The sequence below is a fragment of the Vandammella animalimorsus genome (assembly GCF_002288875.1).
GTDB classification, from domain to species: Bacteria; Pseudomonadota; Gammaproteobacteria; order Burkholderiales; family Burkholderiaceae_C; genus Lampropedia; species Lampropedia animalimorsus.
Genome location: NZ_NTBH01000016.1, coordinates 1 through 20,158, shown reverse-complemented (window position 1 = coordinate 20,158; position 20,158 = coordinate 1). Strand labels below are relative to the sequence as shown.

Here is a 20,158-nt window from a genome sequence, read left to right as displayed (position 1 = left end):
CCAAGTCTTCAAGCTTGCGCTCTCGACAGGCTTGGGCAAACAGGTCGAACTTCAGGGCGCTGCCAGGAGTGATCATGCTGAGCAATTTACTCGATCAAAAGTACAGGTGAGGTTTTGAGAGGTTCCCCATGCGCAATATCAAGGCACCCGTGCCGCCCCTACCCGAACAGAAAAGATTCGTCGCCCGCGTCGAAGCCTTGAAGAAACAGATTGCCAAGGCTCAAGCAGTGATCGACGGCACAGTCACCCGCAAGCGAGCCATTCTGCAGAAGTATCTGTAAGGAACGGTGACGATGATCGACTTCCAACCGCAATATGCCCTCTGGGACGAATTCCTCAGTGTCTGGCCTGCCTCCCGTCTGGCCACGATGAGCCTGGATGACTACAGCCAGGCGGGATCGAAAGACAGTTTCACCTACTGGATCGAATCGCGGCTGGATGAGCTGGGCAGTATCTGGGGCGGATCGGCGTTCAAGTTCGGCGTCTTCTCGCGCAGGGACACCGAGGAGAAGAAAAACGACGGCAAATTGAGCTATTCCGGCACGCACGGCTGGTATTCATCGCTGGGCGCCACGGCACAAGACGCATTCGAGAAGGTGCGCGACTTCGTGGTACAGCTGGCTGATTGGGCGGCTCAGGGCGACCTAGAAGCCATCGAGGCTTTCGAACATCTGGGCGAAGCCTTCAAGTGGAAGATCGCCTTCCACTACCAGAACCGGCAGGCGCCGGTGATCCTGAACATCTTCAAGCGTGCGCCGCTAGCCGCGTACACAGACGGCACGGCCAGCCAGAGCATGGCCGTCTTGCAGAAGGCTGCGCTCGCTAAGCGTCCGGCAGACACCGGCATTCTGGAATTCGGCCAGCAGGTGTGGGAGGCATGGAGCCAGAAAAATCTGGCGATCTGGAAGCTCTCGCACGGCAGCTTGACTGATGCGGAGCGTCAGCAGTGTCTGGACACTCACTTGGGTGTGATGGGCAAGAAAACCGGCAAAGAACAAGGCAAGAAGTTCGCCGAAGCCCCAATGGGCTCGTTGTTTTTCCTCTGCCACGGCAATAGTCCACGGCTCATTGCTCAATTTACTTCCGGCGTTGAACCCTGGCCTCAGCGCGCTGACTGGCTGCAACGCAGTTATCGCGTACTAAAGCCTGCACAGCGCACCGACCGCTACACCGTCAATTCAAAATACTGGTCACCGCAAGGCAATACGACTTTCTGGCAAGTCGGCGCGGACGATTTGCCGGAATTTGAATCCACTTTGCTCAAACCGTTCTTTGGCATCGATCTGACCGAATTGGTCTCACTGGCCGGTGAGCCGATAGAGGAGCCCCACCTGGACCATGTCGAGGCACCGCCGTCCAGTGCAACGCCATCCACGGGAAATCCATGTAACACAGCATGCTTCAACCGCATCTACTACGGTCCACCCGGCACTGGCAAGACTTTCACGCTGATGCGACTGCTCAAGAGTGATTACGAGTCGCGGGGCGCTGACATTTCAATGCAAGAGCGACAGGCGCAATTCATTGTCGAACACATCACAACGCTGAAATGGTGGGAGGGCGCTGCTGCTGCACTCCATGACCTGGGGGGCCGGGCGCGCGTACCGGAACTGGCGAAACACCCTTTCATTCAGGCAATTGCGAATGCAAAGGGGCGTAAAGGCGGCATCCAAAAAACGCTATGGGGCACCTTGCAGCACCATACTGTGCTGACATCTTCAACAGTAAACATCAAGTTGCGCATGAGCCCTGCCATCTTCGACAAGACCGCAGATTCGATTTGGCACTTCGCCGGTGAATGGGAGGATATTGGCGAAGACTTGAGGACTTTGGTTGAACAGTTCAGAACCGATCATCAAGGCGTTTCGACAATACAGCGCTACAGCTTTGTAACCTTTCATCAGTCTTATGGCTATGAGGAGTTTGTCGAAGGCCTACGGCCTGTTTTGACTGGGGATGACGATGAATCGGGTGAGGTGGGTTATGAAATCCGCTCCGGTGCATTCAAAGAACTATGCCGGAAAGCACGGCAAGCGCCCGATCAGCGCTTTGCGATGGTCATCGACGAAATCAATCGGGGCAATATCAGCAAGATTTTCGGAGAGTTGATCACCCTTATCGAGCCGGACAAGCGCGAAGGAATGCCCAATGCCATATCTGTCACATTACCGTATTCAGGTGAGAAGTTTTCCGTGCCTGCCAATGTGGACATCATCGGCACGATGAACACGGCAGATCGTTCGCTGGCATTGCTGGATACAGCGCTGCGCCGCCGTTTTGACTTCGTGCCGCTGCTGCCCGATACGCGCGCCGAGAAAATACCCAATGAGCCGGACAGTGCCCCGCTGGCTGGCTTGATGGTCACCACGCCAGCAGGCGAAATTGATGTGCGCCGTGTGCTGGAGCGCATCAACGAGCGCATTGAAGTGCTGTACGACCGCGAGCATTGCATCGGCCATGCCTACTTCACCCACCTGCGGAGCACGACAGATGGTGCGCAGCGGTTCGAGGCTCTGTCCAATACTTTCCGCAATCGCATCCTGCCGCTACTGGAGGAATACTTTTTCGAGGACTGGCACAAGATTCAACTGGTACTGGGCGACAACCAGAAGCCCGATACCGCTCAGTTCATCACCGAGCGCGATGCCGACGAGCGGGCATTGCACAACCTGTTTGGCGACAATCACGGCCTTGACAGCTACAGCATCCAGCGTCGCTACCAACTCCAGCCCTCGGCATTTACCAACCCAGCCAGCTACCGTGGTATTTACGAGCCCCTGGTTTGAGAGGGATCAATGGCTCATAGCCCAATCTACGAATTCGATGCACTGGTGGCTGCTGCTGTCGGTGTGACTGATGGTGTGGGGCTGCGCACGGTGCCGCCACCGGTGTTTTCCTGGCTGGAAACGCAGGCGCTGCGCCTGGCTGAGGCAGATGAAGCGCCCTGGCTGCGCCTGACCCAGCGACGCGGGCAACGCGCCGTACAAGTGAGCAATTTTGTCGGCGTGATACGGGCACCGGATGGTTATCAGATCGAAGTGTTGCCAAAAGTCGGCAAGGCGATTGGTGGGGGCGATGTTGAGGCGCGTCAATTGCTGATCGGAATGCTGCGCTGTCTGGGCGGCTTTCGCCACATCCAGACCAACAGCGCCAAGCTGTTCGCCACCCGCATGCCCTTGCTGGAGGTGTTCATCGCTGAATTCCTTCGCGCCGTGCAGCACCTCGTCAAACGCGGCCTGCGCAGCAATTACAGGACACAGCAAGACAACTTGTTTGCCCTGCGTGGCAAGCTGCAAATGGCGGCACACCTGCGACACAACCTGTGTCAGCGCGACCGCTTTTTTGTCGAGTTCGATGAGTTCTCGCCCAACCGACCGGAGAACCGTTTGTTGCACGCAGCGCTCAAACGGGCGCTCGCCTGGACAGGCTCGCAGGCCAACCAGCAACTGGCACGCGAGTTGTGCTTCGTGTTTGCCGACGTGCCGGCATCGGAACACCCTGCCACGGACTTCCAGCGAGTGCGCCTGGATCGCGGCATGGCGTATTACGAAGGGGCGCTGGCGTGGGCACGGTTGATCCTTGAAAATCAATCACCACTCACCGGCGCGGGTGAGCATCATGCACCGTCGCTACTGTTTCCGATGGAGGCCGTGTTCGAGGCCTTCGTTGCCAAGCATCTTGGACGGCAACTTGAGCAAGGCTTCACGCTGCGCACGCAGGCTCGCAGTCTTTCCCTAGTCAGGCACCTCGAACAGAACTGGTTCCGCCTGAAACCCGATCTGCTGGTACAGTCGGTAAAGGTCAATCGTATGGTGCTGGATACCAAGTGGAAGCTGATCGATGGCTCACAGGCCACGGGTTCAGACAAATACGGTCTGGATCAGAGCGACTTCTACCAACTCCACGCCTATGGCCAGAGCTACCTCGACGGCCAAGGGGACGTGGTGCTGATCTACCCGAGGACGGATGATTTGAACAAGGCGCTACCCGTGTTCGAGTTTCCAAAATCGTCAGGGCTGCGGTTATGGGTGCTGCCGTTCTGCCTGAAGGACAAGCGATTGCTGTTGCCCTCATGCGGCAGCTTAGATGAATTCCTTGCCCCGATGTCATCCCTGCCGAAGGCATTTCACAAACTTGACAGCTACCCCCAAGCGGCGGCGCAGATATGACCGAACTCCAAGCGCCACAACCCAGCGGATTTCTACTTTACGAAACTGGGGATGGTCGGACCTGTGTCAAGTGCCGATTCGTCGAGAACTCGCCGTGGCTCACGCAGGCGCTGATGGCCGAGTTGTTCCCAGAGCCAGGTGCCGGCCATCAACAAGCACCTGAAACTGTCACATCCGCTCCAGCAATGCGGGCCTGCAGAATGCGCTCGAAGTGCGCAGGGTCGTGCGGCTTGAGCAGGCTGGCCTGGCGCGGCAGATGGAAATCCCACAGGCGCGAGATCCAAAAGCGCAGCGCTGCGGCGCGCAGCATGTCCGGCAGCAATTGTTGCTCCAACGGCTGCAGTGGGCGCACGGCCTGGTAGGCCTGCAGCAGCGCCTGCAGCAGCTCGGGCTCGAAAGCGCCCGTGGCCCGGTCGATGCACCAGTCGTTGAGGGCCACGCCCAGGTCGAAGGCCCAGGTGTCGATGCCGGCGAAATAGAAATCGAACACCCCGCTCAGGCGCTCGCCGACGAACAGCACGTTGTCGCGGAACAGGTCGGCATGCACGGCGCTGCGCGGCAGCTGGGCGTACTGCGGCGATTGCGCCAGCACATTCTGGTGCGCCAGCTCGGCCTGCAACAGCGCCGCCTGGGCGCTGCTCAGGTGCGGCAGAATGTGCGGCGCCGTGGCGTTCCACCACGGCAGGCCGCGCAGATTGGGTTGCTGCAGCGGGAAGTCGGCGCTGGCCAGGTGCATGCGCGCCAGCACCTGGCCCAGCTGCGCGCAGTGCGCGGCCTGGGGCTGCAGTTGGCTTTGGCCGTCGAGTTTTTCGACCACGGCTGCGGGCTTGCCGTTGAGCGTGAACAGCAGCTCGCCGCGCACATCGGTTTGCGGCGCGGGCACGGCAATGCCTTTGCCGGCCAGGTGCTGCGTCAGGCGCAGGTAAAAAGGCAGTTGCTCATGCGTCAGGCGCTCGAACAGCGTCAGCACGTATTCGCCCTGCTGCGTGGTGACGAAGTAGTTGGTGTTTTCGATGCCGCCTTCGATGCCGCGCAGGGCCAGCAGGCGCCCCAGGTTCAGCTGATCCAGCAGGGTTTGCGCCTGCTCAGGGGTGACTTCGGTATAGACAGCCATGGGAAAAGCAATGTGCTCAAGGCCGCGCGCAGGCACAGGCTTGCGCCGCAGGGGCATGGGGCCGCGCGGGGGCTTATGGGGTTTTCGGAATGCAGTTTCAGAACTCGCCGAGCTTCCAGCGGCGCGGGCCGTTGGTGCCGTCGCTGGCGTGCCGCCCCATTTGGTGGCTCTGGTAGCGCTGGCTGCTGCCGGGCTGCACCTCATAGGTGGGCAGCTGGCCGGCTGGGGTGACGGTGATTTCCTGCGTCTGGCCACGCACGCGCAGCTCGTCCACGCGCGAGCCCGCATCCTGGTGCGAGATGCGCACAGCCGGCGTGCGCGCGCCAGCGGTCGGTGCAGCCGCGCTGCCGGCATCTGCTGCGCTGGCAGCCTCAGGCGCGGCGCCGGCGCCGGCACTGGAGCCGACGCCCCCAGAGACGACGCGCTCATACACCACGGGGGCGCCAGCGTCTGCGGCCTGAACCTGCTGAGCTACAGCCCAGGTGCCGCTGGCGGCCAGCACGGCGCCCAGCGCGGCGCGGCGCAAGGCAAGGCGAAGACGGGGGGAAGAAACAGCGGTCATGGCAGGCATTCGGTGGTGCGAAGGCTGTGTGGCATACGCATGGTGCGCGCCAGCCCTGGCGAAACAGCAATGGCGGCGATTGTAGGGCCTGTTGCGCGCCCAGCCACCCCCGGCCCCAGGCGGGAAAGCCTGCACAATACCGGCCCATGACTGCTGAGAACACCCTGGTGCTGGTCGATGGCTCCAGCTACCTGTACCGCGCTTACCATGCCATGCCCGATCTGCGCGCCGATCCGGGCAACCCGGCCAGCCCGGCCACCGGTGCGCTGCGCGGCATGATCAACATGCTGCAGGCGCTGCGCAAAGAGGTGCCGGCGCGCTATGCGGCCTGCGTATTCGACGCCAGCGGCGCGACCTTCCGCGATGCGCTCTACCCGGACTACAAGGCCAATCGCGCCCCCATGCCCGATGATTTGCGCGCGCAGATCGCCCCCATCCATGAGGCTGTGCAGGCGCTGGGCTGGCCGCTGCTGGCCATCGAAGGGGTGGAGGCCGACGACGTCATCGCCACGCTGGCCACACAGGCGGCCGCGCAGGGCCTGCAGGTGCTGATATCCAGCGGCGACAAGGATCTGGCGCAGCTGGTGAACGAGCGCATCACCATCTACGACACCATGAGCGGCAAACGCCGCGATGCCGCTGGCGTGCTGGCCGAGTTCGGCGTGCCGCCCGAGCGCATGATCGACTTCCAGACCCTGGTGGGCGATGCGGTGGACAACGTGCCGGGCGTGGCCAAGGTCGGCCCCAAGACGGCCGCCAAATGGCTGGGCGAATACGGCAGCCTGGAGCAGCTGCTGGCGCAGGCCGGGCAGATCAAGGGCGTGGCCGGGCAGAACCTGCGCGCGGCGCTGGATTGGCTGCCCACGGCGCGGCAACTGGTGACGATGAAGCGCGACGTGGCCGGCCTGCCCGCGCCGCAGGCGCTGGACATGCGCGCGCCCGACCAGGCGGCGCTGGCGGCGCTGTACCAGCAATACGGCTTCAAGTCGCTGCTGCGCGGCCTGCAGGCCCCAGCAGGCGGGGGCAGCAGCGCCAGTGCGGGCGCGGCAACGCCCGGCGCGGCGCAGGCCGCTGCGCCTGCGCCTGAACAACCTGCGCCCGCCGGCTACGACGGCCCGCTGCACTACCAGATCATTCAGGACTGGGCCAGCTTCGATGCCGCGCTGGCGCGCTGGCAGGCCGCCGAGCTGGTGGCCATCGACACCGAGACCACCTCGCTGGATCAGATGTGCGCGCAAATCGTCGGCATCAGCCTGAGCACCGCGCCGGGCGAGGCGGCCTACATCCCGCTGGCGCATGACTATCCAGGCGTGGGCCCGCAGCTGCCGCGCGATGAGGTGCTGCAGCGCCTCAAACCCTGGCTGGAAAGCGCCGAGCATGCCAAGCTGGGCCAGCACATCAAGTACGACCGGCACGTGTTTGCCAACCACGGCATTGAAGTGCGCGGCTACCGCCACGACACCATGCTGCAAAGCTACGTGCTTGAAGCGCACCAGCCCCATGGGCTGGAGAGCCTGGCGCAGCGCCACCTGGGGCGCAGCGGCACCAGCTACGAAGCCCTGTGCGGCAAGGGCGCGGCGCAAATCCCGTTCAGCCAGGTGGCCATCGAGCAGGCCGGCCACTACGCCTGCGAGGATGCGGATTTTTGCTTTGACCTGCACCGCGCGCTCTGGCCGCGCCTGTTGGCGGGCGATGACCTGCAAGGCATTTACGCGCTGGAGATTGCCACCAGCGAGGTGCTGTTCCAGATGGAGCGCGCCGGCGTGCTGGTCGATGCGCAGCTGCTGGCGCGGCAAAGTCAGGATCTGGGCCAGCGCATTCTGGAGCTGGAGCAGCAGGCCTACCAGCTGGCCGGCCAGCCCTTCAACCTGGGCAGCCCCAAGCAGCTGGCGGAGATCTTCTTCGACAAGCTGGGCATGCCCGTCATCAAGAAAACCGCCACCGGCGCGCGCAGCACCAACGAGGAGGTGCTGGAGACCCTGGCGGCCGACTACCCGCTGCCCGCGCGCATCCTGGAGCACCGCGGCCTGGCCAAGCTCAAGAGCACCTACACCGACAAGCTGCCGCAGCTGGTGCTGCCGGCCACCGGGCGCATCCACACGCACTATGCGCAGGCCGTGGCCGTGACCGGGCGGCTCTCCAGCCTGGAGCCCAATCTGCAGAACATCCCCGTGCGCACTGCCGAGGGGCGGCGCATCCGCGAGGCCTTCATTGCCGCGCCCGGCATGAAGATCGCCAGCGCCGACTACAGCCAGATCGAGCTGCGCATCATGGCCCACCTCAGCGGCGACGAGGCGCTGCTGCGCGCCTTTGCGCGCGGCGAAGACATCCACCGCGCCACCGCCGCCGAGGTGTTCGACCTGCCGCTCGATCAGGTCAGCGCCGAGCAGCGCCGCTACGCCAAGGTCATCAATTTCGGGCTGATCTACGGCATGGGGCGCTTTGGCCTGGCGCGCAATCTGGGCATTGGCCAGCAGGCCGCAGGCAACTACATCGAGCGCTACTTCGAGCGCTACCCCGGCGTGCGCCGCTACATGGAGCAGACCAAGGCCCAGGCCAAGGAGCAAGGCTACGTGCAAACCGTGTTCGGCCGCCGCCTCTACCTGCCCGAGATCAACTCCCCCAACGGCCCGCGCCGCGCCGCTGCAGAGCGCGCGGCCATCAACGCTCCCATGCAGGGCACGGCTGCCGATCTCATCAAAAAATCCATGGTGGCCGTGCAAGCCCTGCTGGAAAGCCAGCCGCACGCCACGCGCATGCTGATGCAGGTGCACGACGAGCTGGTGTTCGAAGTGCCCGAGGCCGAGGTGGACTGGCTGCGCCAGACCATCCCTGCCGTCATGGCCAGCGTGGCCGACCTGAAGGTGCCGCTGCTGGCCGAGATCGGCGTGGGCGACAACTGGGAACAGGCGCATTGAACGCCTGCTGCCCCCCTTTTCTTCATTCCCATTGCGTCATGCCCCTTGATACCCACTCCCTGCCCTTCGATGCCGTGCTGTTTGATTGCGACGGCGTGCTGGTCGACAGCGAAGGCATCACCAACCAAGTGCTGTGCCAGATGCTCAACGAAGCGGGCTGGGCGCTGGACTATGCGCAGTGCTTTGCGCTGTTTCACGGCCGGGCCGTGCGCGACCAGCGCGAGCGCATCGAGGCCGAGACCGGCCAGCCCCTGACCGAGGCCTGGATGGCCGACTTCTACGCGCGCCGCAACGCACGCCTGAGCGCCGAGCTGCAGCCCGAACCCGGCGCGCCGCAGGCCGTGCAGGCCCTGCACCGGCAATTTGCCGGGCGCATCGCCTGCGCCTCCGGCGGCGATCGCCACAAGCTCGACCTGCAATTGCAGAAAGTCGGCCTGTGGCGCTACTTCGAGGGGCGCATCTTCAGCGGCCAGGACCTGCCGCGCAACAAGCCCTTCCCCGACGTGTACCTGCAGGCCGCCGCAGCCGTGGGCGTGGCGCCTGAGCGCTGCCTGGTCGTTGAGGATTCCGTGCCCGGCAGCCGCGCCGGCCTGGCCGCCGGCGCCACCGTCATCGGCTACGACAAGAGCGGCCATTACACGCCAGCCATGCGCCAAGCCGGCGTGCAGCACTTCATCGCCCACATGGAGGAGCTGCCCCAGGCCGTCGCCGCACTGGCGCGCGCACTGGCCTGAGCGCCTGTTCACGCCCTGGCGCGCCTGCGCCTGCGCCTGCGCCTGCGCCTGCGCCTGCAGGCCATTGTCCATCCCCCTTCAACGCACTACACCGCCATGCACACCCATACCGATGCCCCCGCCGCTGCAGCGGCAGCCACAGCAGCCACAACAGCCACTGCCGTGGAAGCCGCCCTGCAGGCGCGCTATTCCGCGCGCGCCTTCACCCGCCAGGAGCCCGACCCCGAGCTGCTGCGGCGCCTGCTGGTGCAGGCCGGCCGGGCCGCTTCCGGCGGCAACCTGCAGCCCTGGCAGGTACTGGCCCTGCGCGGCGCGGCGCTGGCCGAGCTCATCGCCACGGCGCGCCAAGGCCAGGCCGATGAGGACGAGCGCCAGCTCTCCTACCCGCCCAGCCTGTGGGAGCCCTACCGCAGCCGCCGCTACAAAAACGGCGAGGACTTGTACGCCAGCCTGGGCATAGGCCGCGACGACAAGCCCGCGCGCCTGGCGCAGCTGGCCAGGAACTTCGAATTCTTCGGCGCGCCCGTAGGCATCCTGGTCTGCATCGACCAGCGCATGGGCCATGCGCAGTGGATTGACCTGGGCATCTACCTGCAATCGCTGATGCTGCAGGCCACGGCCCACGGCCTGGCCACCTGCGCCCAAGGCTTTTGGCGCCGCTACCAAGGCGCGCTCAAGCCGCTGCTGGGCCTGCCCGAGCACTACATGATCGCCTTCGGCATCGCCCTGGGCTACGCCGACGACAGCGCCCCCATCAACCAATGGCGCGCAGACCGCGCCGACCCGCAGCAGTGGCTGCAGATGCGCGGCTTTTGAAGCCGCGCCCATTTGGAGAGCAGTGGCTTTCTACGCTGCCGACACAACGCGCCGGGGCAGGCTGCAAGCCTGGCCGCAGGGCTCAAATGGCCAGCGGGTCCACATCCACCAGCCAGCGCAGCAGGCCTTTGGGGGCTTGGCTGCGGGCCTGGTGCAACAGTGCCTGCAAAGCAGCCAGATAGACCTGCAATGCCTTGCGCGATGGGCTTTCGAGCAGCATTTGCGCGCGTTCGGTATTGGCCACGCGCTGCACGCTCAGCGGCAGCGGCGGGTAGAGCGTGACCCATTCCTGCCCGGGCAGCCCCGCAGCGCGGGCCTGCTGGGCCACGTGGCGCAAAAAGGCCTGGGCAGCGTCCTGCGTTCGGGCATCGGCGCGCAGCAGCGCCTGGTAGACGAAAGGCGGCATGCCAGCCTGCTGGCGCTCGCGCAGTTGCTGGGCGGCGAAGCCGGGGTAGTCCTGCCGCGCCAGGGCGGCGTACAGCGGGTGGCCAGGCTCGTGGGTCTGCAGCCACAGCTCGGGCTGCGAGGCGCCGGCCTGCATATACTGGGCATCGCGCCCGGCGCGACCGGCCGCCTGCATGAGCAGCGCAAACAGGCGCTCGGGCGCGCGAAAGTCGCTGGAATAGAGCGCGCCATCGGGCTGCACCACGGCCACCAGACCGATGCGCCGAAAGTCGTGGCCCTTGGCAATCATCTGCGTGCCCACCAGCACGTCCACATCGCCGCGATGCACCTGGGCCAGGCTTTGCTGCAGCGCCCCCTTGTGGCGCGTGGAGTCGGCATCGATGCGCAGCACTTGCGGAATGCGCCCATCGCTGAGCACCAATTCGCCCAGCTCTTTTTGCAGCAGCTCCTGCAACTGCTCGGTGCCGCGCCCCAGCGGCGCCAAATCGATGCTGCCGCAGCGCGGGCAGTGGCGCGGCGCGGGGCAGGCCCAGCCGCAGTGGTGGCAGCGCAGGCTGCGCTCGGCCTTGTGCAGCACCTGGTGCGCCGAGCAGTGCGGGCAATCGCTTTTCCAGCCGCAGGCGCCGCAGCGCAGCACCGGGGCATAACCGCGGCGGTTGAGCAGCACCATGCATTGCTCGCCGGCTTCAAGCCGCTCGCGCATGGCCTGCAGCAGCGGCGGCGCCAGTGCGGCTTCGCGCGGCTGCTCGCGCATATCCACCACGCGCAGCGCGGCCAGCGCGCCACCGCCAATGCGCTCGGGCATGCTCAGGCGCTGGTAGCGGCCGCCAGCATCGCCTGCGCTGGCTGCGCGGCTGTTGTGCCAGCTCTCCAGCGAGGGGGTGGCCGAACCCAGCACCACGGGCACGCCCAGTTGCCGCCCGCGCCACACGGCCAGATCGCGCGCGTGGTAGCGCGCGCCTTCCTGCTGCTTGTAGCTGGGGTCGTGCTCTTCATCGACGACGATCAGCGCCAGCTGGGCAAAGCTGGCCAGCACAGCCAGGCGCGTGCCAAGTACCAGGCGCTGGTGGCCATGGTGCACAGCCAGCCAGTGGTTCAGGCGCTGCACGGGCGTCAGGCCCGAGTGCATGACAGCCACGCAATCGGCCCCCAGCCAGGGGCCAAAACGCGCTTGCAGCAGCGCCTGCCATTGGGGCACGAGGTTGATCTCCGGCACCATGAACAGCACCTGCGCCTGCGGCTGCTCACGCAGCAGCTGCTCGGCCAGTTGCAGGTAAACCTCGGTCTTGCCGCTGCCGGTCACGCCATGCAGCACGCTGGTGCCTGCGCCATGCTGGCGCAGGGCTTGCAGCGCGCCCTGCTGCTGGGGCGTCAGCGCCGGGGCGGGCAACGCCGGCATGGGGGCGGCGGCAGGGGCCGGCGCGCGCGCGGCCAGCTTGGCCAGGCGCTTGTGCCATTGCGCGGCACGCTGCTCCTGCGAAGCAGCAGGCAACGCCAGCAGGGCCATTTCACCCAGGCTGCGCTGGTAGTAGCGCGCAGCAAACTCAATCAAGTGGCACCAGCTTGGGGCCAGCGGCGGCTGCCCATCGAGCACTTCGAGCACTTCGCGCAACGCCTGGCCGTTGGGCAGCGGCGCGAGCTGTGTGGACGGTGTTTGGGCTTGGCCCTGTGCGACCAGCTCTGGCCAGACGATGCCCAGCACTTCACGCTGCCCCAAAGGCACGCGCACCAGCGTGCCCGGCGGCAGCGCGTTGGCACTGCGGTAGCTGAGCAAATGCCCAATGCCGCTGTGAAACGGCGCATCCACCGCGACCTGAATGGAATGCACACCAGCCTCCGGCACGGCGGCCCCGCTCTGTCCCGCCGTCATAGGGCACGTTTGCGGCGCACTGCCGCATGAAGGAGGCCTGCCCTCACCATGTGGATAAGTCTGTGCATAGCATGCTCGCAAGCCCGTTGCCATGGCATCAATGGCTTTGCCTCAGCACCTTCAAGCATGTTGACAAGCAAAGAAATTTCAATGAATTCATGGGGTTGCCGCCAACTCAAGCACACAGCAGGAATCCTCTGCCTTGGGGGGAGCCGCTGTGGGTAAAGTCAAAGGCCAATCCCCCTGCAGCGCCTGTGATGTCCGGTTGCGATGCCCTTGCCCCAACCCAAAACACGCGCAACAGCTTGATCGCGCAGCGATTTCAGGGATAACCCCCAATTTCTGTGGACAAGCTTGTGGAGAAGCTGCAGGCATCTGCCTTCAAGGCCTGTGAAATCAAGCCCTTGCTTAGCTTGCCTGCGATTTAAGCAAAGCTTTCACCCAATAAAAATCAATGGGTTATGGGCGATTTTTAAAAACATCGACTTACCAGGCTGCACTCAGTGCACGCATGGCTTGCGGTGTGCACAAAGCCCTGGGCCTGTCTGCCAGTCCATTCCGTCCAGCGCAACGATGGCCCCCCGCTTCAGCGCGGCATGGATGCGAACTGGCGCATGCGGCGCGAATGGCTGTGCACGGCTTCGACCAGACAATGCACATGCTCGGGCGGGGTGAACTGGCTGATGCCATGCCCCAGGTTGAAGATGTGCGTGGGCCCGCTGCTGGCCCTGTCTGTGTGGGGCGGTCCAAAATCCTCCAGCACACGCTGAGCCTCCCGTTCGATCGCCGCAGGTGGCGCAAACAGCACATTGGGATCCAAATTGCCCTGCAACGCCTTGCCCGGCTGTCCGGCCTGCCCGCCAACCAAGGCGCGAGCCTGGGCCAGATTGGCAGTCCAGTCCAGGCCCAGCACCTCGCAATCGAGCCCGGCCATGGCGTCCAGCCACAAGGCCCCGCCCTTGGTGAACACAATGCGCGGCACATCACTGCCATCGGGGCCGAGGCGCTGCAATTGCGCCAGCACGCGCGCTGTATGGGCCAGACTGAAGCTGCGGAAATGGCTGTCCGCCAACACCCCGCCCCAGCTGTCAAACAGCATCACCGCCTGAGCGCCCGCCTGGATTTGAGCGTTCAAGTAGGCAGCCACGGCATCGGCATTGATCTGCAGCAGCCGCTGCAGCAGATCCGGGCGGGCATACATCAGGGTTTTGATCTTGCGGTAGTCAGAGCTGCTGCCACCCTCGACCATGTAGCAAGCCAGCGTCCAGGGGCTGCCGGAAAAGCCGATCAGCGGCACCCGTCCGGCCAGCGCACGGCGGATCGAGGTCACGGCATCGAACACGTAGCGCAGCCGATCCATGTCAGGCACGCGCAGCGCGGCAATACTGGCCTCGTCGGCGGCGCAGCGCTCAAAGCGCGGGCCTTCGCCCTCGATGAAATGCAGCCCCAGGCCCATGGCATCGGGCACGGTAAGAATGTCGGAGAACAGGATCGCCGCATCCAGCGCATAGCGCTGCAGCGGCTGCAGCGTTACCTCTGTGGCGTAGTCCACATTCGTGGCCAACCCCATGAAGCTGCCTGCCTTGGCGCGCGTGGCCTTGTACTCGGGCAAATAGCGCCCAGCCTGGCGCATCATCCACAAGGGGGTGTAGTCGGTAGCCTGACGGCGGCAGGCACGCAGAAAAGTGTCGTTTTGAAGCGGCGCGAAAGTCATGGCCGAGATTGTCGCGCAGATCGGGCCCTGCTCAGACGCTGCGCCTGAGCTTCGTGCAGGTAAGATGGCAACGGCAGAGCCAAACCACAAAAACAAAGCCCTGCAATCGCTTGCAGGGCTTTGTTGGCAGGTCGGGTTGGACGCCAGTGCCATTCAATGCATCGGCATCAACCTATGGCATCACACCAGCGCGGCTTTTTGCACCAAGCGGGTGGCCACCCAGGTCTTGGTCTTGGAGATCGGACGGCTTTCGGTGATCTCGATGGTGTCGCCCAGCTTGTACTCGCCCGCTTCGTCGTGGGCATGGTACTTGCTCGAACGGATCACGATCTTGCCGTAGATCGGGTGCTTGACGCGGCGCTCCACCAGCACGGTCACAGTCTTGGCGCGCTTGTCGCTGACCACCTTGCCAACCAAGGTGCGCTTGAGGGATTTCTTTTCTTCCGTCATATGGGCTCCTTAGCTGGCTTTCGCCTGGGCTTGCTTCTGGTTCAGGATGGTCTTGGCGCGGGCAATGTCGCGGCGAGTGGTGCGCAGTGCCGACGTGTTGTTCAGCTGCTGGGTCGCCACCTGCATGCGCAGGCCGAAATGGGCCTTTTGCAGCGATTTGACTTCCTCTTTCAGGCCGGCGACGTCCTTCTCGCGCAGTGCCTGGGCCTTGCTTTGCTTTTCAGTCGATTTCTTAGCCATGTGGGTATCTCCTGAATCAAGCGCCCAGTTGGCGGGTCACGAAGGTCGTGCGCAGCGGCAGCTTGGCCGCGGCCAGACGGAAAGCCTCACGCGCCAGCTCTTCAGGCACGCCAGTGATCTCGTAAATCACCTTGCCCGGCTGGATCTCGGCCACGTAGTAGTCCGGGTTGCCCTTGCCGTTACCCATACGCACTTCAGCAGGCTTGGTGGAAATGGGCTTGTCCGGGAACACGCGGATCCAGATGCGACCGCCGCGCTTGACGTGGCGGGTGATGGCGCGACGCGCCGATTCGATCTGACGGGCCGTCAGGCGGCCGCGATCGGTGGACTTCAGACCGAATTCACCAAACGCTACCGTGTTGCCACGGGTTGCGATCCCGGTGTTGCGGCCTTTTTGCTCTTTGCGGTACTTGCGGCGAGCAGGTTGCAGCATGCTTATTCTCCTTTACCGTCCGCAGCTGTGGCGGGCGCGCTTTCAGCAGCGCGCTTAACGGCGGCAGATGCATTGGCACCGAGTGCCTCTGCGGGTTTGTCACTACCATCGACCGGCGCGGCATTGCTGCCGGCACCGCGACGACCGCCGCGGCCACCGGCCGGGCGACGGCCACGCGGACGACGCTCCTCGTCAGCGCGGGGCTCAGGGGCTGCGGGCAGGTCATTGCGGCCCAGCGTATCGCCCTTGTAGACCCAGACCTTGACACCGATGATGCCGTAGGTCGTGGAGGCTTCCGAGGTTGCATAGTCGATGTCGGCGCGCAGCGTGTGCAGCGGCACGCGGCCTTCGCGGTACCACTCGGTACGGGCGATTTCGATGCCGTTCAGACGGCCCGAAGACATGATCTTGATGCCCTGGGCGCCCAGGCGCATGGCGTTCTGCATGGCGCGCTTCATGGCGCGGCGGAACATGATGCGCTTTTCCAGCTGCTGGGTGATGCTGTCGGCAATCAGCTGGGCATCGATCTCAGGCTTGCGCACTTCCTCGATGTTCACAGCCACCGGCACGCCCAACATGCGGGTGAGCTCCTTCTTCAGGTTCTCGATGTCCTCACCTTTCTTGCCGATCACCACACCCGGACGTGCCGAGTAGATGGTGATACGGGCGTTTTTGGCAGGACGCTCGATCAGCACGCGCGAGACCTGCGCGTTCTTGAGCTTCTTCTTGAGGTAATCGCGCACCTCGATGTCTTCGGCCAGCATGCCAGCGAAATCGCGGTTGTTGGCGTACCAACGGCTGGACCAATCGCGGCTTACCGCCAGGCGGAAACCGGTTGGGTTGATTTTCTGTCCCATAGTCGTCCTCTGGCTTAGTAGCCCACCGTCACGTAGACGTGGCAGGTCGGTTTGCTGATGCGGTTGCCACGGCCCTTGGCGCGTGCAGTGAAGCGCTTGAGGGTCATGCCCTGCTCGACGTAGATGGTTTTGACGCGCAGCTCGTCGATGTCGGCGCCGTCGTTGTGCTCGGCGTTGGCAATGGCCGATTCCAGCACTTTCTTGATGATGCCGGCAGCCTTCTTCGGCGAGAACTGCAGAATGTTCAAAGCCTGCTCCACTTTCTTGCCACGGATCAGGTCGGCCACGAGGCGGCCCTTGTCGGCAGACAGGCGCACGCCACGGAGTACAGCACGTGTTTCAGACATGATTGGACTCCTTACTTCTTGGCTTTCTTGTCAGCAGGGTGGCCCTTGAAGGTGCGGGTGAGCGCGAACTCCCCCAGCTTGTGGCCAACCATCTGATCGGTAACATACACAGGCACATGCTGCTTGCCGTTGTGCACAGCGATCGTCAGACCGATGAACTCCGGCAACACCATGGAGCGGCGCGACCAGGTCTTGACCGGCCGCTTGTCCTTGCCAGCAACGGCTTTCTCAACCTTGGCCAGCAGGTGGTGATCCACGAAAGGACCTTTCTTGAGTGAACGTGTCATGGCGCCCTACCCTTATTTCTTACGACGCGACACAATGAAAGTCTGTGTCCGCTTGTTATTACGGGTCCTGTAGCCCTTGGTCAGGTTACCCCATGGATCCACAGGATGACGGCCTTCGCCCGTGCGGCCTTCACCACCACCATGCGGGTGGTCGATCGGGTTCATCACCACACCACGCACGGTCGGGCGAATGCCCATCCAGCGCTTGACGCCGGCCTTGCCAAAACGGCGCAGGCTATGCTCCTCGTTGGCCACTTCGCCGATCGTGGCGCGGCACTCGATGTGCACCTTGCGCACTTCACCAGAGCGCAAACGCACCTGGGCATAGACGCCTTCACGGGCCAACAGCGTGGCCGAAGTACCGGCCGAGCGGGCGATTTGCGCGCCAGCGCCAGGCTGCAACTCGATGCAGTGGATGGTCGAACCCACCGGGATGTTGCGAATGGGCAGCGTATTGCCGGCCTTGATCGGAGCCTCAGCGCCAGAGACGATGCTGGCGCCCACTTCCAGGCCACGCGGGGCAATGATGTAACGACGCTCGCCATCGGCGTACAGCACCAGCGCCAGGTGGGCCGAGCGGTTCGGGTCGTACTCGATGCGCTCGATCTTGGCTGGGATGCCGTCCTTGTCGTTGCGGCGGAAGTCCACCACACGGTAGTGGTGCTTGTGGCCGCCGCCCTTGTGGCGCGTGGTGATATGGCCGTTGTTGTTGCGGCCGGATTTCTGGTGCTGCGACTCCAGCAGCGGAGCGTAGCCCTTGCCCTTGTGCAGGTGCGCGCGGGAAATCTTCACCGCACCGCGCTGACCGGGCGTCTGGGGTTTGAGTTTGATGATAGCCATGGTTTACGCAGCCTCCCCGGACAGGTTCAGCGCCTGACCTTCCTTGAGACGCACATAGGCCTTGCGCACATGATCGCGGCGGCCGATGGTGCGCCCAAAGCGCTTGGTCTTGCCTTTGACGTTGACGACGGAGACGCCCTCGACCTCAACCTTGAACAGCAGCTCAACGGCTGCCTTGATCTCGGCCTTGGTGGCATCACGCAGGACCTTGAAGGTCACAGCGTTGGAGCTTTCGGCCGCGAATGTGGCCTTCTCCGAAACGATGGGAGCAACCAGCACCTGGTACAGGCGGCCTTCGCTGAACTGGCGCTCTTTGGGGGTCGGATTGATGCGGCTCATGCGAACATCTCCTTGAGCTTGTCAACCGCACCCTTAGTCACCAGCACCTTCTTGAAATGCACCAGCGAGAGGGGATCGACGTAACGGGGCTCGATGACATACACGTTGGCCAGGTTGCGCGATGCCAGGTAGAGGTTCTCATCAACCTCATCAGCGATCAGCAACGCGGAATCGACCTTCATGTTTTTGAGTTTGGAAGCGAACGCCTTGGTCTTGGGACTGTCGAGCTTGATGTCCTCGACAACGGACAGGCGACCATCAGCCACCAGCTTCGAGAAGATCGAAGCGATGCCAGCACGGTACTGCTTCTTGTTGACCTTGTGCGAGAAGTTCTCTTCGGGCAGGTTGGGGAACACGCGACCACCCCCACGCCACAGCGGCGAGGACGTCATACCGGCGCGTGCATTGCCGGTACCCTTCTGGCGGAACGGTTTCTTGGTCGAGTGTCGAACCTGCTGGCGATCCTTCTGCGCACGCGTACCCTGACGGGCATTGGCCTGGTAGGCCACGACGATCTGGTGGATCAGCGCTTCGTTGTAGTCACGACCAAACAGTGCCTCAGGCACATCACAGGTCGAGGCTTGACCTTGATCGTTGAGGAGCTCTACTTGCATCACTTCGCTCCCTTCACAGCAGGACGAACCGTCACAAAACCACCTTTGGCACCGGGAATGGCACCTTTGATGAGCAGCAGCTGGCGCGCTTCGTCGACACGCACGATGTCCAGGTTCTGCGTGGTCACCGTTTCATCGCCCATGTGGCCAGTCATGCGCTTGCCGGGGAAGATGCGACCAGGGTCCTGAGCCATACCGATCGAGCCAGGCACGTTGTGCGAGCGGCTGTTACCGTGCGAGGCGCGCTGCGAGCCGAAGTTGTGGCGCTTGATGGTGCCGGCATAACCTTTACCGATGGAGGTGCCTTGCACATCCACTTTTTGACCTGCGGCAAACAGGTTTGCGACCGGCACATTGGCGCCAGCTGCGTATTGACCAGCGGTTTCTTCGGTGACGCGAAATTCGCGCACGATCTCACCCGCCTCAACCCCTGCCTTGGCCAGATGGCCAGCCTCAGGCTTGGTAACACGCGACGCTTTGCGCGACCCGAAAGTCAGCTGCAGAGCGGTGTACCCGTCGTTCTCTTGGGTCTTGACCTGGGTCACGCGGTTACCCGACACATCCACCACCGTCACAGGGATGGACTCCCCGTCATCGGTGAAAAGGCGCATCATGCCCACCTTGCGGCCCAGCAACCCCAGGGAGTTACTCAGACTCATTGTTTTGCTCCAGAACTCTCACCGCAGCCACTGCAATTGGCGGCATGCGTTTGCCAGCCATCACATCCAGTCATGACGCCAGCGTGAGAGAAGGTTGTTGAAAAAATCTCCGCCCCAGACAAACCAAAAAATGGCGCCAATAGGCGAAGCCGGTGATTATAGCCAGCCAAAAAACAAACAGCAAGCTCCCCCCTGTGCCAGACGCTGAAGTCACACTCAAAACTGTCTGTCTGCCCCGCGCAGCAGGCTGCATTGCTGGCCGCACTATGAAAAAAGCCTGTGCCGCAAAAACGACACAGGCTTTTAATGACGCAGAGAGCGCGTTACTGCAGCTTGATTTCCACGTCCACGCCAGCAGGCAGGTCCAGCTTCATCAGTGCATCGACGGTCTTGTCGGTCGGATCAACGATGTCCATCAAGCGCTGGTGCGTGCGAATTTCCAGCTGGTCGCGGCTGCTCTTGTTGACGTGCGGCGAACGCAGGATGTCGAAACGCTTGAAGCGCGTGGGCAAAGGCACTGGGCCCTTGACGATGGCGCCGGTGCGCTTGGCGGTATCAACGATTTCGGCTGCCGACTGGTCGATCAGCTTGTAATCGAAGGCCTTGAGGCGGATACGGATCTTTTGCTTGCTCACGGTGTGACTTCCTTCTCACCTGAGAGTTAGGCAATGATCTTGGCCACCACGCCGGCGCCGACGGTACGACCGCCTTCGCGGATCGCGAAGCGCAGGCCTTCTTCCATGGCGATCGGGGCAATCAGCTTGACGGTGATGCTGACGTTGTCGCCAGG

General features: G+C 63.4%; 22 protein-coding genes. 6 read left to right on the top strand and 16 right to left on the bottom strand.

The genetic code is table 11. The features are described from left to right. Window positions 1-128 precede the first annotated feature (128 nt). Genes CLI93_RS15240 through CLI93_RS14475 form a run of 3 tightly spaced genes read left to right on the top strand, consistent with a single transcriptional unit; the run spans window position 129 to window position 4,169 of the window. A complete protein-coding gene (locus CLI93_RS15240) occupies window positions 129-281 on the top strand; it encodes a restriction endonuclease subunit S domain-containing protein (RefSeq protein ID WP_172424367.1) in 153 nt (50 codons plus the stop codon). Window positions 282-293: 12 nt separating this feature from the next. After that, window positions 294-2,786: an McrB family protein gene (locus CLI93_RS14480; RefSeq protein WP_095543555.1), complete on the top strand. Its 2,493-nt coding sequence runs from the start codon at window positions 294-296 to the stop codon at window positions 2,784-2,786. A gap of 9 nt (window positions 2,787-2,795) precedes the next feature. Then, complete coding sequence (locus tag CLI93_RS14475) at window positions 2,796-4,169, top strand: McrC family protein (RefSeq protein WP_095543554.1); 1,374 nt, start codon at window positions 2,796-2,798, stop codon at window positions 4,167-4,169. Window positions 4,170-4,317: 148 nt separating this feature from the next. On the opposite strand, the gene CLI93_RS14465 is transcribed toward CLI93_RS14475, so the two are convergent. Both CLI93_RS14465 and CLI93_RS14460 read right to left on the bottom strand, forming a co-directional pair. Next, window positions 4,318-5,283 (bottom strand): homoserine kinase, encoded by a 966-nt coding sequence (locus tag CLI93_RS14465; RefSeq protein WP_095543557.1) that lies wholly within the window; start codon window positions 5,281-5,283, stop codon window positions 4,318-4,320. Window positions 5,284-5,380: 97 nt separating this feature from the next. Next, window positions 5,381-5,845 (bottom strand): hypothetical protein, encoded by a 465-nt coding sequence (locus CLI93_RS14460; RefSeq protein WP_238945927.1) that lies wholly within the window; start codon window positions 5,843-5,845, stop codon window positions 5,381-5,383. A 146-nt stretch (window positions 5,846-5,991) separates the two neighbouring features. Here CLI93_RS14460 and polA point away from each other — a divergent pair, with 146 nt between their 5' ends. From polA to CLI93_RS14445, 3 genes are all read left to right on the top strand, one after another. Next, window positions 5,992-8,763 (top strand): DNA polymerase I, encoded by a 2,772-nt coding sequence (gene polA, locus CLI93_RS14455; protein WP_095543553.1) that lies wholly within the window; start codon window positions 5,992-5,994, stop codon window positions 8,761-8,763. Between the two features lie 38 nt (window positions 8,764-8,801). Then, window positions 8,802-9,497 carry an HAD family hydrolase gene (locus tag CLI93_RS14450; RefSeq protein WP_172424366.1) on the top strand — a complete coding sequence of 232 codons (696 nt, stop codon included), beginning with the start codon at window positions 8,802-8,804 and terminating at the stop codon, window positions 9,495-9,497. Between the two features lie 96 nt (window positions 9,498-9,593). Then, the gene (locus CLI93_RS14445) at window positions 9,594-10,313 is read left to right on the top strand and encodes a nitroreductase (RefSeq protein ID WP_095543552.1); all 720 of its coding nucleotides are present in this window, start codon (window positions 9,594-9,596) and stop codon (window positions 10,311-10,313) included. A gap of 82 nt (window positions 10,314-10,395) precedes the next feature. Here CLI93_RS14445 and priA read toward each other — a convergent pair whose 3' ends face one another. The 14 genes from priA to CLI93_RS14375 all read right to left on the bottom strand — a co-directional run. After that, window positions 10,396-12,588, bottom strand: coding sequence for a replication restart helicase PriA (gene priA, locus CLI93_RS14440; protein ID WP_095543551.1), 2,193 nt, complete (start codon window positions 12,586-12,588; stop codon window positions 10,396-10,398). A gap of 586 nt (window positions 12,589-13,174) precedes the next feature. Beyond that, on the bottom strand, window positions 13,175-14,302 hold the full coding sequence (gene hemE / locus CLI93_RS14435) for a uroporphyrinogen decarboxylase (protein ID WP_095543550.1): 1,128 nt from the start codon (window positions 14,300-14,302) through the stop codon (window positions 13,175-13,177). A gap of 180 nt (window positions 14,303-14,482) precedes the next feature. After that, the gene (gene rpsQ / locus CLI93_RS14430) at window positions 14,483-14,752 is read right to left on the bottom strand and encodes a 30S ribosomal protein S17 (protein WP_095540430.1); all 270 of its coding nucleotides are present in this window, start codon (window positions 14,750-14,752) and stop codon (window positions 14,483-14,485) included. A 9-nt stretch (window positions 14,753-14,761) separates the two neighbouring features. Continuing rightward, window positions 14,762-14,992: a 50S ribosomal protein L29 gene (gene rpmC / locus CLI93_RS14425; RefSeq protein WP_095540429.1), complete on the bottom strand. Its 231-nt coding sequence runs from the start codon at window positions 14,990-14,992 to the stop codon at window positions 14,762-14,764. Between the two features lie 16 nt (window positions 14,993-15,008). Then, window positions 15,009-15,425, bottom strand: coding sequence for a 50S ribosomal protein L16 (rplP, locus tag CLI93_RS14420; protein ID WP_095540428.1), 417 nt, complete (start codon window positions 15,423-15,425; stop codon window positions 15,009-15,011). Between the two features lie 2 nt (window positions 15,426-15,427). Next, entirely contained in the window at window positions 15,428-16,282 is an 855-nt protein-coding gene (gene rpsC / locus CLI93_RS14415; protein WP_095543549.1) for a 30S ribosomal protein S3, read from the bottom strand. A gap of 14 nt (window positions 16,283-16,296) precedes the next feature. Further along, window positions 16,297-16,629: a 50S ribosomal protein L22 gene (gene rplV, locus CLI93_RS14410; RefSeq protein WP_095540426.1), complete on the bottom strand. Its 333-nt coding sequence runs from the start codon at window positions 16,627-16,629 to the stop codon at window positions 16,297-16,299. 11 nt (window positions 16,630-16,640) lie between these two features. Continuing rightward, the gene (gene rpsS / locus CLI93_RS14405) at window positions 16,641-16,916 is read right to left on the bottom strand and encodes a 30S ribosomal protein S19 (RefSeq protein ID WP_095540425.1); all 276 of its coding nucleotides are present in this window, start codon (window positions 16,914-16,916) and stop codon (window positions 16,641-16,643) included. Window positions 16,917-16,928: 12 nt separating this feature from the next. Continuing rightward, complete coding sequence (gene rplB / locus CLI93_RS14400) at window positions 16,929-17,756, bottom strand: 50S ribosomal protein L2 (RefSeq protein WP_095543548.1); 828 nt, start codon at window positions 17,754-17,756, stop codon at window positions 16,929-16,931. A gap of 3 nt (window positions 17,757-17,759) precedes the next feature. Continuing rightward, window positions 17,760-18,095 carry a 50S ribosomal protein L23 gene (rplW, locus tag CLI93_RS14395; protein ID WP_095540423.1) on the bottom strand — a complete coding sequence of 112 codons (336 nt, stop codon included), beginning with the start codon at window positions 18,093-18,095 and terminating at the stop codon, window positions 17,760-17,762. Next, window positions 18,092-18,709, bottom strand: coding sequence for a 50S ribosomal protein L4 (gene rplD / locus CLI93_RS14390; RefSeq protein ID WP_095543547.1), 618 nt, complete (start codon window positions 18,707-18,709; stop codon window positions 18,092-18,094). Before rplD ends, rplW begins: the two co-directional genes overlap by 4 nt. Further along, entirely contained in the window at window positions 18,709-19,368 is a 660-nt protein-coding gene (gene rplC, locus CLI93_RS14385) for a 50S ribosomal protein L3 (RefSeq protein ID WP_095543546.1), read from the bottom strand. The genes rplD and rplC overlap by 1 nt, the downstream gene beginning before the upstream one ends. A 323-nt stretch (window positions 19,369-19,691) precedes the next feature. Next, window positions 19,692-20,003, bottom strand: a complete 312-nt coding sequence (rpsJ, locus tag CLI93_RS14380; protein WP_095540420.1) for a 30S ribosomal protein S10 — start codon at window positions 20,001-20,003, stop codon at window positions 19,692-19,694. Window positions 20,004-20,029: 26 nt separating this feature from the next. Continuing rightward, window positions 20,030-20,158: EF-Tu C-terminal domain-related protein (locus CLI93_RS14375; protein WP_476726714.1), on the bottom strand; the 129-nt coding region annotated here is incomplete at its 5' end.

What these genes read in the sequence shown, in the direction of transcription:
- rpsS (WP_095540425.1), bottom strand. Translation starts at nt 16,916, where the DNA reads ATGACACGTTCACTCAAGAAAGGTCCTTTCGTGGATCACCACCTGCTG.
- rplW (WP_095540423.1), bottom strand. Translation starts at nt 18,095, where the DNA reads ATGAGCCGCATCAATCCGACCCCCAAAGAGCGCCAGTTCAGCGAAGGC.
- rplD (WP_095543547.1), bottom strand. Translation starts at nt 18,709, where the DNA reads ATGCAAGTAGAGCTCCTCAACGATCAAGGTCAAGCCTCGACCTGTGAT.
- hemE (WP_095543550.1), bottom strand. Translation starts at nt 14,302, where the DNA reads ATGACTTTCGCGCCGCTTCAAAACGACACTTTTCTGCGTGCCTGCCGC.
- rplP (WP_095540428.1), bottom strand. Translation starts at nt 15,425, where the DNA reads ATGCTGCAACCTGCTCGCCGCAAGTACCGCAAAGAGCAAAAAGGCCGC.
- CLI93_RS14480 (WP_095543555.1), top strand. Translation starts at nt 294, where the DNA reads ATGATCGACTTCCAACCGCAATATGCCCTCTGGGACGAATTCCTCAGT.
- CLI93_RS14460 (WP_238945927.1), bottom strand. Translation starts at nt 5,845, where the DNA reads ATGACCGCTGTTTCTTCCCCCCGTCTTCGCCTTGCCTTGCGCCGCGCC.
- rplB (WP_095543548.1), bottom strand. Translation starts at nt 17,756, where the DNA reads ATGGCTATCATCAAACTCAAACCCCAGACGCCCGGTCAGCGCGGTGCG.
- rpmC (WP_095540429.1), bottom strand. Translation starts at nt 14,992, where the DNA reads ATGGCTAAGAAATCGACTGAAAAGCAAAGCAAGGCCCAGGCACTGCGC.
- rplC (WP_095543546.1), bottom strand. Translation starts at nt 19,368, where the DNA reads ATGAGTCTGAGTAACTCCCTGGGGTTGCTGGGCCGCAAGGTGGGCATG.
- rpsQ (WP_095540430.1), bottom strand. Translation starts at nt 14,752, where the DNA reads ATGACGGAAGAAAAGAAATCCCTCAAGCGCACCTTGGTTGGCAAGGTG.
- CLI93_RS14450 (WP_172424366.1), top strand. Translation starts at nt 8,802, where the DNA reads ATGCCCCTTGATACCCACTCCCTGCCCTTCGATGCCGTGCTGTTTGAT.
- CLI93_RS14445 (WP_095543552.1), top strand. Translation starts at nt 9,594, where the DNA reads ATGCACACCCATACCGATGCCCCCGCCGCTGCAGCGGCAGCCACAGCA.
- rplV (WP_095540426.1), bottom strand. Translation starts at nt 16,629, where the DNA reads ATGTCTGAAACACGTGCTGTACTCCGTGGCGTGCGCCTGTCTGCCGAC.
- polA (WP_095543553.1), top strand. Translation starts at nt 5,992, where the DNA reads ATGACTGCTGAGAACACCCTGGTGCTGGTCGATGGCTCCAGCTACCTG.
- priA (WP_095543551.1), bottom strand. Translation starts at nt 12,588, where the DNA reads ATGACGGCGGGACAGAGCGGGGCCGCCGTGCCGGAGGCTGGTGTGCAT.
- rpsC (WP_095543549.1), bottom strand. Translation starts at nt 16,282, where the DNA reads ATGGGACAGAAAATCAACCCAACCGGTTTCCGCCTGGCGGTAAGCCGC.
- CLI93_RS15240 (WP_172424367.1), top strand. Translation starts at nt 129, where the DNA reads ATGCGCAATATCAAGGCACCCGTGCCGCCCCTACCCGAACAGAAAAGA.
- CLI93_RS14465 (WP_095543557.1), bottom strand. Translation starts at nt 5,283, where the DNA reads ATGGCTGTCTATACCGAAGTCACCCCTGAGCAGGCGCAAACCCTGCTG.
- CLI93_RS14475 (WP_095543554.1), top strand. Translation starts at nt 2,796, where the DNA reads ATGGCTCATAGCCCAATCTACGAATTCGATGCACTGGTGGCTGCTGCT.